This is a genomic window from Massilimicrobiota sp. SW1139, from assembly GCF_012027715.1.
Classification (GTDB): domain Bacteria; phylum Bacillota_I; class Bacilli_A; order Erysipelotrichales; family Coprobacillaceae; genus Allocoprobacillus; species Allocoprobacillus merdigallinarum.
In genome coordinates this window covers 86,806-100,718 of sequence record NZ_SJOR01000001.1, presented here as the reverse complement: position 1 = coordinate 100,718, position 13,913 = coordinate 86,806, and the positions used below count along the sequence as shown (strand labels likewise).

The 13,913-nt window shown below is 31.2% G+C and carries 17 protein-coding genes and 1 other annotated feature (1 of these 18 running past the window's edge); all 17 genes read right to left on the bottom strand.

Annotated elements, in window-relative coordinates; translation table 11 throughout:
* Position 1 precedes the first annotated feature (1 nt).
* The 17 genes from E0K96_RS00530 to E0K96_RS00450 all read right to left on the bottom strand — a co-directional run bounded on the left by E0K96_RS00530 (position 2) and on the right by E0K96_RS00450 (position 13,754).
* Positions 2-790 carry a phosphatidate cytidylyltransferase gene (locus tag E0K96_RS00530; RefSeq protein ID WP_168080377.1) on the bottom strand — a complete coding sequence of 263 codons (789 nt, stop codon included), beginning with the start codon at positions 788-790 and terminating at the stop codon, positions 2-4.
* The gene (locus E0K96_RS00525) at positions 787-1,536 is read right to left on the bottom strand and encodes an isoprenyl transferase (protein WP_168080375.1); all 750 of its coding nucleotides are present in this window, start codon (positions 1,534-1,536) and stop codon (positions 787-789) included. The genes E0K96_RS00530 and E0K96_RS00525 overlap by 4 nt, the downstream gene beginning before the upstream one ends.
* Positions 1,537-1,648: 112 nt before the next feature.
* Positions 1,649-2,194, bottom strand: coding sequence for a ribosome recycling factor (gene frr, locus E0K96_RS00520; RefSeq protein ID WP_087936273.1), 546 nt, complete (start codon positions 2,192-2,194; stop codon positions 1,649-1,651).
* On the bottom strand, positions 2,188-2,916 hold the full coding sequence (gene pyrH / locus E0K96_RS00515) for a UMP kinase (RefSeq protein WP_087244070.1): 729 nt from the start codon (positions 2,914-2,916) through the stop codon (positions 2,188-2,190). Before pyrH ends, frr begins: the two co-directional genes overlap by 7 nt.
* Positions 2,917-2,978: 62 nt before the next feature.
* Positions 2,979-3,866 carry a translation elongation factor Ts gene (tsf, locus tag E0K96_RS00510; RefSeq protein ID WP_168080373.1) on the bottom strand — a complete coding sequence of 296 codons (888 nt, stop codon included), beginning with the start codon at positions 3,864-3,866 and terminating at the stop codon, positions 2,979-2,981.
* A gap of 59 nt (positions 3,867-3,925) precedes the next feature.
* Positions 3,926-4,792 carry a 30S ribosomal protein S2 gene (rpsB, locus tag E0K96_RS00505; protein WP_087244093.1) on the bottom strand — a complete coding sequence of 289 codons (867 nt, stop codon included), beginning with the start codon at positions 4,790-4,792 and terminating at the stop codon, positions 3,926-3,928.
* A 147-nt stretch (positions 4,793-4,939) separates the two neighbouring features.
* Positions 4,940-5,707, bottom strand: coding sequence for a site-2 protease family protein (locus E0K96_RS00500; protein WP_168080371.1), 768 nt, complete (start codon positions 5,705-5,707; stop codon positions 4,940-4,942).
* Positions 5,673-6,260, bottom strand: coding sequence for a M23 family metallopeptidase (locus E0K96_RS00495; protein ID WP_168080369.1), 588 nt, complete (start codon positions 6,258-6,260; stop codon positions 5,673-5,675). The genes E0K96_RS00500 and E0K96_RS00495 overlap by 35 nt, the downstream gene beginning before the upstream one ends.
* Positions 6,261-6,304: 44 nt before the next feature.
* A complete protein-coding gene (gene minD, locus E0K96_RS00490; protein ID WP_168080367.1) occupies positions 6,305-7,081 on the bottom strand; it encodes a septum site-determining protein MinD in 777 nt (258 codons plus the stop codon).
* Entirely contained in the window at positions 7,050-7,640 is a 591-nt protein-coding gene (locus E0K96_RS00485; protein WP_168080365.1) for a septum site-determining protein MinC, read from the bottom strand. Before E0K96_RS00485 ends, minD begins: the two co-directional genes overlap by 32 nt.
* The gene (locus tag E0K96_RS00480; protein ID WP_168080363.1) at positions 7,640-8,161 is read right to left on the bottom strand and encodes a hypothetical protein; all 522 of its coding nucleotides are present in this window, start codon (positions 8,159-8,161) and stop codon (positions 7,640-7,642) included. Before E0K96_RS00480 ends, E0K96_RS00485 begins: the two co-directional genes overlap by 1 nt.
* Entirely contained in the window at positions 8,158-9,024 is an 867-nt protein-coding gene (mreC, locus tag E0K96_RS00475) for a rod shape-determining protein MreC (protein ID WP_370519841.1), read from the bottom strand. Before mreC ends, E0K96_RS00480 begins: the two co-directional genes overlap by 4 nt.
* Positions 9,025-9,111: 87 nt before the next feature.
* Entirely contained in the window at positions 9,112-9,789 is a 678-nt protein-coding gene (gene radC / locus E0K96_RS00470; protein ID WP_087244078.1) for a RadC family protein, read from the bottom strand.
* Complete coding sequence (locus E0K96_RS00465; RefSeq protein WP_087244079.1) at positions 9,786-10,142, bottom strand: hypothetical protein; 357 nt, start codon at positions 10,140-10,142, stop codon at positions 9,786-9,788. The genes radC and E0K96_RS00465 overlap by 4 nt, the downstream gene beginning before the upstream one ends.
* Before the next feature lie 68 nt (positions 10,143-10,210).
* Positions 10,211-10,375, bottom strand: a complete 165-nt coding sequence (locus E0K96_RS00460; protein WP_164483487.1) for a hypothetical protein — start codon at positions 10,373-10,375, stop codon at positions 10,211-10,213.
* A gap of 102 nt (positions 10,376-10,477) precedes the next feature.
* Entirely contained in the window at positions 10,478-13,099 is a 2,622-nt protein-coding gene (locus E0K96_RS00455) for a valine--tRNA ligase (protein WP_087296613.1), read from the bottom strand.
* Complete coding sequence (locus tag E0K96_RS00450) at positions 13,071-13,754, bottom strand: DMP19 family protein (protein WP_168080359.1); 684 nt, start codon at positions 13,752-13,754, stop codon at positions 13,071-13,073. The genes E0K96_RS00455 and E0K96_RS00450 overlap by 29 nt, the downstream gene beginning before the upstream one ends.
* Before the next feature lie 33 nt (positions 13,755-13,787).
* Positions 13,788-13,913 (bottom strand) — a binding site (T-box leader); it runs 81 nt beyond the window's last position.

Genomic DNA, 13,913 nt, shown 5'->3' with positions numbered 1-13,913 from the left:
ATTAAGCCACCACCATTGTTATAAAATGAATCAAAATACCAAAAACCATTGCATTAAAAAGAATTGAATCAAAACGATCTAAAATCCCACCATGACCAGGTAAAATCTGAGAAAAATCTTTGACTTCAAAAGTTCTTTTCATACTACTAAAAGTTAAATCACCAATTTGACTTGTCATTGTTAATATGAAACACATAATAATCAACCAGATTATGGGCATCTCTATTTGAATATATGCACCATATCCAGCAGAAAGAACAGTTCCTAAAAAGACACCACCAATCGAACCTTCAATCGTTTTTTTAGGCGAAAGACGAGGATTTAATTTATGTTTTCCAAAACACATCCCTGTAAAATAAGCTCCTGTATCTGTACCAAAAGTAGCCAAAGCAAGAATCAAAATATATTCTAATCCATATGTTAAACGCAATTGATAAAGCATATGTAATCCCATAGCAATTAAAACACCTGATGTAAAATAATAACACAATCTTAAAAAGTTCATACCTTCATCAAACATACTACATGCCATTAAAATAATCATATATAAAATAATAATTTCACTTGAAATCAGTAATGATTTTTCAAAATATAAAGAATAAAATACAAAGATAGCTACGATTGGATATAAATAAATATGAGCTTTAGGACGATTGCAGATAGAAAGCATTTCAAAAACAGCAATTCCTGCAACAATACCTATTAATGCCTTAAATGGTAAACCTCCCCATATCACACATGGCAAAATAACAATAAGAAGAACGATAGCTGTAATAATACGTGTTTTCATTTTAAAACACCTCCAAATCTTCTTTCTCTACCTTGATATATCGCAATAGCATGATGCAATCTCTTTTCATCAAAATCAGGCCATAATGTCTCATCAAAAACAAATTCAGCATAAGCTAATTGCCAAAGTAAAAAATTTGACAAACGACATTCGCCACTACTTCTCACCATTAAATCAACAGGTGGAAGATCTTTTGTCATAAGATGTCTTTCAAAATAATCTTCTGTAATATCTTCTAAAGTAATTTGACCATTTTTATATTGTTCGCAAATATCTTTTGTTGCTTCAATAATTTCATCACGACCACCATAAATAAAAGCAAATGTCAAAATCAACCCATGATTTTGTGCTGTTTGTGCAATTGCATCTTTAATGATTTTCTGTGTTTCTATTGGAGCCATTTCTAAATGACCAATATAACGAATTTGAACATCATTATCCATTAATTCCTTTAAATAAAGATTAAAAAATTCTTTAGGCAATTTAAAAATATATTCGACTTCTCTGGCATCTCTTTTAAAATTTTCAGTAGAAAAAGCATAAACAGTCATAGCCTTCACACCAAGACGGTTTGCTTCTAAGGCTAAAGTACGAATTGTTTTCGTACCTTCATGATGTCCATATGTACGTGGCATTTTTCTTTTTTTTGCCCAGCGACCATTACCATCCATAATAAAAGCAATATGTTTAGGAATATTAGTCATATCTAAATCATAATCTATTTTTCTTTTTTTCTTAAAAAACATATCGTCACCTCATAATCTTTTTGTATTATAACATAAAAGGATTCAACATGCGAACTCTTATCTTAAAATATTCTACAAAAAAACTCCTACTTTTAAGCAGGAGTCTAAAAAACTAAACTGTCATTAAATCATTTTCTTTTTCTTTTGTTAATTGATCAATCATTTTAACATATTGATCAGTTAATTTTTGAACTTTCTCTTTACCTGATTTAACTTCATCTTCAGATAAATCAGCTTTTTCAACATCATCATTAGCATTTCTACGAATGTTACGTAAAGCCACTTTTGCATCTTCAGCATATTTTTTCGCTTGTTTTACGTATTCTCTTCTTGTTTCTTCAGTTAATGCTGGGACATTGATACGAATAATTTCACCATCATTTTGTGGTGTTAATCCTAAATTAGCTTCGTAAATAGCATGTTCAATATCTTTTAAAATATTTTTATCATATGGTTTAACAACAAGTTGACGTCCTTCTACAACTGAAATACCAGCAGTTTGATTTAAAGGTGTCATTTCACCCCAGTAATTAACTTTTACTCTATCAAGCATAGTTGGATTAGCACGACCAGTTCTTACTGATGAAAGTTCGTGTTTAAAAGCTTCAATAGATTTCTCCATTTTTTCTTTAGTTTCTTCTAAAATTAAATCTAGCATGTTTCTTTCCCTCCTTTTGAAATAATTGTACCAATTGATTCACCATTACATGCACGTGCAATATTACCATCTTCTTGCATATTAAATACACAAAGATCGATACCATTGTCTTTACATAATGTAATTGCTGTTTGGTCCATGATATGTAAATCTTCATTTAATACATCTAAATATGTTATATGATCATATTTTTTAGCTTGTGGGTCGATTTTAGGATCAGCTGAATAAACACCATCAACACCATTTTTAGCCATTAAAATCACATCAGCATTCATTTCAGCTGCACGCAAAGCAGCAGTTGTATCAGTTGTAAAGAATGGACTACCAGTTCCTGCTCCAAAAATAACAATACGATTTTTTTCTAAATGACGTACCGCTCTTCTTCTAATATAAGGTTCTGCCACTTCTTTCATATCAATAGCTGATAATAAACGTGTATCCAAACCAATAGCTTCTAATGCATTTTGTAAAGCCATACCATTCATCACAGTTGCTAACATTCCCATATAGTCAGCAGCGGCTCTTTCCATACCCATATCACTACCAGTTTTACCACGCCAAATGTTTCCACCACCACAAACAATAGCAATTTCTACACCTAAATCTTTAGCATCTTTAATTTGTCTTGCAACATCTGCAACAACAACTGGATTAATTCCAAATCCCTGTTCACCAGCTAACGCTTCACCACTTAGCTTTAATAAAACTCTTTTGTACTTCATATGATCTCTCCTCCATTTTACAAGAAAAGGGCACAAAAAGTGTGTCCTTTCTATTTATATAATTATCCTCTCATTTGAGCAGCAACTTCTTCAGCAAAGTTTTCTTCACGTTTTTCCATTCCTTCACCAACTTCAAAACGTACCATTTCTAAAACTTTACCATTACCTAAGTATTGAGCTACTGTTTGATCAGAATCTTTAATGAATGCTTGATCAACTAAGCACATTTCTTTTAAGTTTTTGTTTAAACGCCCTTCAATCATTTTTTCAATAATATTTTCTGGTTTTGGTTTTGCACTCTTAGCATTTTCATCCATAGCTTGAGCTTTTAAAACAGTTCTTTCATGTTCTAAAATTTCAGCTGGAATAGCTGTTCTATCAATATATTGTGGAGCAATTGCAGCAACTTGCATCGCAACATCTTTAGCTTTCACTTCATCAATACCAGAAGCTTTAACTAAAGCACACATTTTTCCACCCATATGAGAATATGCACCGAAGATTTCATCATCATTTTTAGTCATTACAGTAAATCTTCTTAAACTTAATTTTTCACCAATTTTACCACTTTTTTCAGCAATAACAGTTCCTAAATCTTTACCTTCAACATCTAATTGTAAAGCAGCTTCTACATCTTGAGGTTTTGCATTTACAATTGTTTTTGCTGTTAAAGCTACTAATTCCTGGAATTCAGCATTTTTAGCAACGAAGTCTGTTTCAGAGTTAACTTCAACGATTGCTGCAGCATTTCCATCAACAACAAAAGCAGTTAAACCTTCAGCAGCAATACGATCTGCTTTTTTTGCAGCTTTAGCAATTCCTTTTTCTCTTAACCAGTCAAAAGAAGCTTCTAAATCACCATTACAAGCTTCAAGTGCTTTTTTACAATCCATCATTCCAGCACCAGTTTTTTCACGTAATTCTTTTACTAATTTTGCACTAATAGCCATTTTTTTCTCCTCCATCTTTTTTATAAAAAAAGGAAAGCATAAGCTTCCCCTCTTATTAACTATGCTTCAGTTTTTTCTTCTTTAACTTCAGCTGGTTTGCTTACTTCAGCAGGTTTGTTATTTTTAGGACGTCCAGCATTTTTGTATCTAGGTCCTTTTTGTTTGTTTTCTTCTACAGAAGCAACAGCATCATTCATTGATACTTCTTTATCATCTTCATCTTTTACATAGGCAACTGTTACTGGTTCACCTTTTGCTTCACACACTGCATCCGCCATAGCAGCTACAATTAATTTAACAGCTCTAATAGCATCATCATTAGCAGGGATTACATAATCCACTTCATCAGGATCACAGTTTGTATCAACGATACCAAATACAGGGATACCTAAGATTCTTGCTTCTGCAACTGCGTTATGTTCAACTTTAGGATCGACTACAAATAAAGCATTTGGTAATCTTCTCATTTCTTTAATACCACCTAAGTTCTTTTCTAACTTAGCTTTTTCTTTCATAAGAAGAACTGCTTCTTTTTTAGTGAATAATTCTAAAGTTCCATCTTCTTCCATTTTTTCTAATTCTTTTAATCTTCTAATTCTCTTTTGGATAGTTTTGAAGTTAGTTAATGTTCCACCTAACCAACGAGAATTTACATAGAAACTTCCAGATCTTTCAGCTTCAGTTTGAACAGCTTCTTGAGCTTGTTTTTTAGTTCCTACAAATAAAACTTTTCCACCTTTAGCAACGATATCCATTAAAGCTGCATAAGCTTCATCGATTTTATCAGATGATTTCTTTAAATCAATGATATAAATACCGTTTCTAGCTGTGAAAATGTATGGAGCCATTTTTGGATTCCATCTTTTTGTTTGATGTCCAAAATGAACACCAACTTCTAATAATTTTTTCATTGAAATTACTGCCATTGTAACTTCCTCCCTTTCGTTTTTTTCCTCCATTGTTTCTAACATAAACCACCATGAACAGGCACTCGATTTATGAATTCACAATGTGTGTATTTTCAATACCCGTTGTATAATACCATAACACGTCCAAAAAAACAAGATAATTTCCTATATTTTTCTTTTTTTTATACTTTTTAAAAGCTCTGGTATCATTTCTTTTTCATCTCTCATTTTTTGATCAATAACATAATAATTATGATAACCTCTTCGATATATCAAACAATCATGAACAAGGGGTGGCCGCTGATTGGAAAAAGATGGTATCCTTCCATAATATGTCCTTAAATAAATAAAAATAAACCTATAAAAACAACATAGCTGATAAAAAAGATAGCATAAAATAATAACAGTATTCATTTGCAAATAAAATAAGAAAAGCAAACAATATACAAAAACAGATATTTTTAAAGTCAAAAATAAAGACTTTTTTAGATCCATAATACTTTGTAAAAGTAAGCTTAGAAATCTACCACCATCCAAAGGATAGATAGGTAAAAGATTAAAACACAAAACAAACATATTCATTGTTAATAAAAAGTCCTGATAAACACCATGACTTAACATTTGAATTCCTGCATAAATAAACAAATGACTACATGGTCCAGCTAAAACAACACACATTTCTTTCCAGATAGATTGAAAATAAAAATCTTCTAAATGCAAATATGCTCCAAATGGAAGCAATTCTATCTTTTTAATTTGAAAATGAAAATAATATGCCATCAAGAGATGGCATATTTCATGTAAACAAACAATCAATAAAGTTGAAAGATACCATTTCAAATATCCTCCCAGCCATGAAAAAAGAAAATAAACAAGCGTAATTGGATGGATAGAAAGTTTATGATATAAGCTCTTCAAATGTTGAATAATCAATTTCCTGTTCACCTTGAGTAAAAACAATCATAACCTGATCTTCATATGTTCCCAATATAGTTGATTCTTCAACCTGGTCATACATACTTACAAAAACATCCTGCATATTTCCAAATGTCACTTCTATGTTATTTTCTAAAAGAACTGTTACATATTTTCCTAATAAATTCTGTTCTCCCACATAGATGACACGTCCTTTGCCAAAATTCAATACTTCATTAGATTGATTCGTATAATAATTATCTTTGATATGTGTATAATTCATCTTTGATGAAACAGTTGCAGTTTCCTCTTGTCCCTGAAAAGACAATAAATGCTGGTTAATCCATGATGTGACTTTTGAAAACTGTAAATCATTTAACACGTAATCTTTAATATAATCTCCATTAGGACTGACCTTAACATATGCACAAATAGCAATTCCCACAAGTAAAGCAACCATTGCTTTAATCATACCATTATAAATTTTAGAAAAATGACGATCGGTTAAGACAGGATGACGATGTGCCCTTCTCTTCTCCATTCTCCTTCTAATTTCATCAATATCATTCACAAGTTTTCACCTCATTTTAACTTATGAAAGAAAACAAAAAAATATTATCTAAAAAGACGTTCCAGTAGAGGTTTTCTTTTATTTTTTTGAAAAGGAATCTCCTGCCCCTCTAATCGTTTGACAATACGATCAAAACATCGATAAATATTTTCTTTTTTATTCATATAAATAGGCATGCCTTTATTGTTAGCCTCAATCATATCATGTTCTTCATAAACAATTCCAATCAATGGGATTGATAAAATATCGTAGGCTTCTTTAAGTGAAGGACAACGCCCTTTCAAAACATCTGATTCATTATATTTATTGACAAGCATATGTAATTGATCAACACCCTGTTTCAACAATAAGCCTACAACACGATCAGCATCACGTAAAGAAACAGTATCTAGATTGACAACGATAATAGCTTCTTTCGACAAACTACTGGCATATTGAAACCCTTTTTCAATACCAGCAGGACTATCAATCAATATATAATCAAATTCCTGTTTTAACTGTTCTACCATATTGATCATATAATCTAAATTTAAATTTTCAAAAGAAAGTGATTTGTACGCAGGCAATAAATATAAAGATTGCATACGTTTATCTTTAACTAAAATCTGTTGTAAAGAACATTTATTTGAAATAACATCTTTCAAATCAAAAATCACTCTATTTTCTAACCCTAACATGACATCTAAGTTTTTCAAACCAAAATCCGCATCTATTAAACATACTTTTTTATTCATATTGGCTAATGCATAACCCAAATTAATGGTCATACTACTTTTTCCAACACCACCTTTACCCGACGTAATGACTATAGTTCGACACATAATTTTCCTCCTTCGTCAAAATAATCTGGTTATCTTTATAATAAACGCTTGTGAGTGCAGAAGTTGTCAAATCATGTAATGTCTGTTGATTAATTATAATTTGAGCATTTTGAAAATCATGTCCAAATATACGCACATCTTCATTCATTGCGACAATAGTTCCTTTGACTGTATTAAGAAAATAAACATTTTGATAACAATAAACATAACTTCCTGGATTTACGATTCCTAAAAATAATGTTTCATGATCAATGATAATTTCTTCACCATTGTGAAGTTGTTCTTTTCTGATATGGACCTGATGAGGTTGCTGATGATATGTCATACCATCGAATAAAACCTTTTCTTTTTGCATCAGTAAATCCATCAAAGAATGAACTTCATCATTTGCTAAAACTCGACAGCCAAAATCAAAAAAAGCTCTTGGATAGTACCCCTCCTGTTGAAATAAGGGTTGCTCCAAAAGCTGATTCAAATCATCTAAAAACTGCTGAAATGTACAATTCTCATTGACTTTCATAACCAGTATTCCATTAATTCCTTTGACTTCAATATTCATTATTTCACCTCAATTTTCACTTTATTGTAGATCCAATAAATGATAACAGATAAAACAGCATTCAAAAGTAGTGTTGGTAATAATTGCATAACTACAAATGAAACCATTGGATATCTTGTCATATTGGTAATCCACATCAACCAATATACAATACATTCCTGGGCGAATATTGTCAAAACACAAAAAATTGTAGATTCAACAATATTTAATGTGTCTAATTTAAACAAATAAGAACGAACAAAGGCGATTAAACAATAAATAAGAATATATATGGCTAAAGAATTTGCATAGACAACAGAATAATAAAGACTACATATGGTTGCAAAGAAATAACGTTCTGCACCATCTATTGTCCTCACTAATAACGCAAACATCATTAAACCTAAGTATGGTGTGATGGTTATTCCGGTTTTAGTGAAATTATAGGGCAAGAAATAATGAATTGTACTATCGACTACAAAACATAAAAAAACAACTAAAAAACATTTGGCTAGATAGCTATCTTGGACACGTTTTCTCATTGTTCATTCACCCTTTGAACAACGGCAACATCATTAAGAGCGTCAAAATCCACACTAGGTGTGACATCACAAACAGACTCAGTTGCATCATCACCTGTCGCATAATTTTCTACTGTTCCAACTAAAATTCCTTTTGGACTCTTTCCTTTTCCACCTAGACCACTTGTTACAACCTTAGCATCTTTTTCAATTGTTTCAACATCACTTAGCAAAGTAATAGAATATTTATGCGTATTAATATTATAACGATTTAATAATCCATAGTATTCCTCATCACCACTTAAAATCATAACTGGCAATTGTGACTTGGATGTTTCACTTGATAATAAAGTGACTGTTGAAGAAATTTCACTGACACTTGTAATTGTCCCAATCATCCCCTGAGCATTAACAACTGCCATACCTTCCTGTACACCAGAAATTTTCCCTAAATTAATAGTGACCTGATTATTCCAGTTTTGAGCATCTCTAGCAATCACATTTGTATATTTTACCTGATATTCAGTAGGTAGATGATCAATATCCATAATTTCTTTTAAATCATTTAATTCATTTGTTAAAACTTCATTCATTGCACTCTCACGAGCCAAATTATCTAATTGTTCCTTCAGTTTTGCATTTTCTTCATAAACATCTTTTAAATCATTATATTCTTCAAATAATCCTGTTACATATTGAATAGGCGCTTTAATAATATAATATTCTAAATTTGCAATTGTATCTTTAAAAATAATTTCTATACTTGAAGCAGAACGACTGGTTACAAGTGTTAATACTGAAAATGAAACCAGTACAACTGTTATAATAACGATTCTTCTTTTTTGTTTTGTCCATTTATTACCTTTTCTATACAAAGATACCACCTCTTATCATTCATACATTATAATATCTCAATATAAAAAAAGCAATTCGTAAAAAACAATTTATCAAATTCCTATATTTTCACATCTTTATTCATAAAAAAACAATTGTTTTGCCATAATACTATAAAATTGATTCCACCCAACCACAATATGATCTATGACTTCAATTGACATCATTTGTCCTAATTTTTGAAACTGTTCAGTCATAAGCAAGTCTTCTTCACTAGGCAATGCATCTCCACTTGGATGGTTGTGTACTAAAACAATTTTGGCACTGCTTATAGCGATAGCTTCTTTAAAGACTTCTCTAGGCGTGACAACACTCATATTTAATGAGCCAATAAAAATGGTTTTTTCTTTGATGACTTTATTTTTATTATCTAAACAGAGCAACAGGAAATGTTCTTGCTTTAAAAACATCAACTGGTTATGTACTCTTCCAAAAATATCATAAGGATTGAGTAATGGCTTCTCTATTGATGAAACATCTTTTAATCTTTTAGCAATTTCTATAATACTCAATATTTCAATTGCTTTTGCTTGCTTAATTCCCTTCAAAGCAATCAAATCTGCATAAGTAACCGTCGATAGATTTGCAAAACCTCCAATTTCCGTTAATAGACGTTGTGACAATTGAATCACCGATTCATTTTTATGCCCAGTTCTTAATATCAGTGCCAATAATTCTACATTATTCAATGTTTCAATACCATATGTTAATGCTTTTTCACGTGGATTTTCTTCTAATGGTAATGTCTTAATCATAGATCATCACCTTTCGATAAAGAATCCAATAACATTTCATTTGTGGTAGATGTTGGCACAATATAAGTTTTCATGATTCCTTTTACCTGTGTAGCATGTTTTTCTATATCTTCTTTTTTTTCACTAATCATTGATAATACATAATATTGGTCATTTTTTGTATAGGTATATCCTTCGATTCCCATTTCTTTCAATTCAGCTAATTTTTCATCTTTATTACTTGCTTCCTTATAAATACCAACCTGATATGCATAAAGTGTCTTTTGTCCTAGAGAGCATCCATATGTAAAAATAAACATAAAAGCCAAAGAACAAACAACTGCAAAAATAACAACTTTCCATTCAAACTTCATTTTAATCACCCTTTCTAATCTATGCTATAACATATAAAAATATGAAAGGCAAATTGCCTTTCATATCACTAATCTCTCCATTCAATACTGATGAGTCTTGGAATTGAAATTCTTCCCTTCTTCGATTTAATAATTTTATACGCTGCAGCACCTAATATCAAATAGAGTAATGCAGTCGCAATTAAACCTCCACCTTGAATTTCACATTGCTGTTGTACGGTTAATTCTTTCATGCTGACCCTTCCTTTCATCAGTAGCCCCTAATTATTATATATACATTTTTTTCAATTTTTTCTTCTTAAAAACGAAAAAAAGTGAAATTTTTCAATTTCACTTTACATCATATTCAATTTATCTTTCATTGCATTATACTTTGATTGATAATCAGCTAATTTCTTTCTTTCCTGTTCAACTTTTTGAGCAGGTGCTTTTTGAACAAAGTTTGGATTAGAAAGCATAGATTCACAACGTTTAATTTCGTTTTCTAGCTTTTTAATTTCATCTTCCATCTTTTTCTTTTCTGCTTCCAAATCAATATAATCACCTAGTTCAATAATCAAAGCATTACCACCTTTGATCATTTCTGTTGCTACATTTGAAGATGTTTCAACATTATAACCAAAGCAACGCGCATGACAAAGTTTATAAATATATGGTGAAAGATTTTCAAGTAAGCTTTCAAGCTGAGTATCCTGCGTTTGAATAGAATATGCAATTTCAATAGCATTTTTAATGACATATTGAGCTCTTAAATTTCTAATACCTTTAATGATATCAATTAAGTAAACAAATTGATCCTGAATTTGTTCATTATTGAATCTATCATTAATAGTAGGCCATTTCGCAATACAAATAGATTCTTCTATATGTGGAATAGATTGATAAATTTCTTCTGTCACAAAAGGCATAAATGGATGTAATAATCTTACAATTGCATTCAATACATAAACCAATGTATTTTGTGTTGCTTTCTTTTCAATGTCATTATCACTATTTAAATGAACCTTAGACAATTCAATATACCATGAACAGAAATCATCCCAAATAAAATTATAAAGTTCACTACCTACATTAACAAATTCAAATTTATCCATATTTTCATCAACAGAAGCAATCACTTCATTTAAACGATTGAGAATCCATTGATCAGCTAAATTTAAATGATCAAATGATAAATCCTGATATGACATATTTTCATCAATATTCATTAAAACAAATCTAGCAGAATTCCATATTTTATTAATAAAATTCCATGCAGCATCTAATTTTTCAGGAATATATCTTAAATCCATACCAGGTGCAGAATTTGTTGTTAAAAAGAATCTTAATGTATCAGCACCATATTGGTCAATAACATCCATAGGATCAACACCATTACCTAAAGATTTAGACATCTTTCTTCCTTGTTCATCACGGATCAAACCATGAATCAAAACATTTTTAAATGGTCTTTGACCAGTAAATTCTAATGATTGGAAAATCATACGAGAAACCCAGAAAAAGATAATGTCATAACCTGTGACTAATGTGTCAGTTGGGAAATAACGTTGATAGAGTTCACTCTCTTTATTTGGCCAACCCATTGTTGAAAATGGCCATAAAGCACTTGAAAACCATGTATCAAGAACATCTTCATCCTGTTTCCAGTTTTCAATATCTGCAGGTGGATTTTTACCCACATAGATTTCTCCTGTTTCTTTATGATACCATGCAGGAATCTGATGTCCCCACCATAATTGACGTGAAATACACCAATCTTCAATATTTTCCATCCATTGTTTAAATGTTTTTTCAAAACGAGGTGGCACAAAAGAAACCTTAGAATCTTTTAATTGATTTTCTAATGCCGCATTAGCAAGTGGTTTCATCTTGACAAACCATTGTTTTGATAAGTATGGCTCAACAATAGCATGACTACGTTCAGAATGACCTACCTGATGCATATGTTTTTCAATATGATCAACAACACCTCTTGCTTCAAAATCTTTGACTAAAGCTTCACGGCATTCAAAACGATCCATTCCTTGATATTGACCACATAATTCATTCATTGTACCATCATCATTCATACATTTTGGCATCGCTAAATGATATTTTTTTGCTAAAGCAAAGTCATTAGGATCATGAGCTGGTGTACATTTCATAACAGCTGTTCCAAAACTCATGTCAATGTAGCTGTCTGCCATAATTGGTAAAGATTCACCATTCGCAGGATTAATCGCATGTTTTCCAACCAAATGCTGATATCTTTCATCATCCGGATGAACAAAAATCGCTTGATCGGCAAACATTGTTTCAGGACGTGTTGTCGCAATAATCAATTTTTCACCTGTTTCAACAACTTCATAATTGAAATAATACATATGTCCTTCAATTTCTTTATGAATAACTTCAATATTTGATAAAGCTGTACGTTGAACTGGATCCCAGTTAATAATACGTTCTCCCTGATAAATATAACCTTTTTCATATAGCGTTACAAAAACAGTTTTAACCGCTTCGCTTAATCCTTCATCCAAAGTAAAACGTTCTTTTGTATAATCTAATGATAATCCTAATTTTTCCCATTGGCTACGAATAATAGAAGCATATTCTTCTTTCCATGACCAAGCTTTTTCTAAGAATTTTTCTCTGCCCAAATCATAACGAGAAACACCTTCTTCTCTTAAACGTGCTTCTACTTTTGCTTGTGTTGCAATACCAGCATGATCCATACCAGGCAACCATAAGGCATCATAACCTTGCATTCTTTTATAACGAATAATCATATCTTGTAAAGTTGTATCCCAAGCATGACCTAAATGAAGTTTCCCCGTTACATTAGGTGGTGGAATGACAATACTATAAGGTTTCTTAGAAGTATCTCCCGCTTCAAAATAGTGATGATCTAACCACGTTTTGTATTTTCCTTCTTCTACACTTTTGTGGTTATATTTCGTCGCTAATTCTTTTTTCATCAATTTCATCTCCCTCTTTATCTTCGTCAGGAATATCTGTATCATAAAAATCTTCTTTATGATCTAAAACATATTGTGTTAACTTTTCTCCTAGGTTTGTGGTACTGACAAGTGTCACAAATTCATTTGTAAAATCTGAAAAATTATATCTTGAATAATCTCCCATTTCTGGATCATCTTCATCATCTTCTTCATCATTCTCAATAATTTCTGCAAAACGTCTTGCTGCTTTCATTAAATCAGCAATTTCATGTGCACCAACTCTTTCAAAAATATCAACTACCATTGGTACATATGGTTGACTCGCTGGACTTAAAAAGAAACTATGTAAAGATGCATTACGACCTTCTAAAGAAGATGTAATCATATAAATACCATAAACAGTTCTCTCACTTTCATTCATTTTTTCAAAATAATGATCAAAATCATCATTTTCTTTTCTCATACAATGAAACAATGCTGCCGCAGTCACATCTTCTCTTGGACATGTTTCTAAGACTCCAGGTCTTAAATATGAATATCTCTCTTTTTTAGCTTCATATTCCATCGCAGCTTTTTGACGATGTACCCTATTTTCATCAACTCTTTTTTTAAAGAAAAAACCTAAAAAGCAAAGCGCAAAAATAAATAATCCCCAGACAATATAATTAGCCATTTCTTCTCCTCCTTTAATAAAAAAGAACATTCGCATAAGGACGAATGTTCGTGGTACCACCTTAATTCATATACAATCTGTATACCTCATAAACCTTAACGCAGTTATACGTGTTTACCTACTTCAATATTCAGAAAACAAACTCCAAGGCTACCTTCC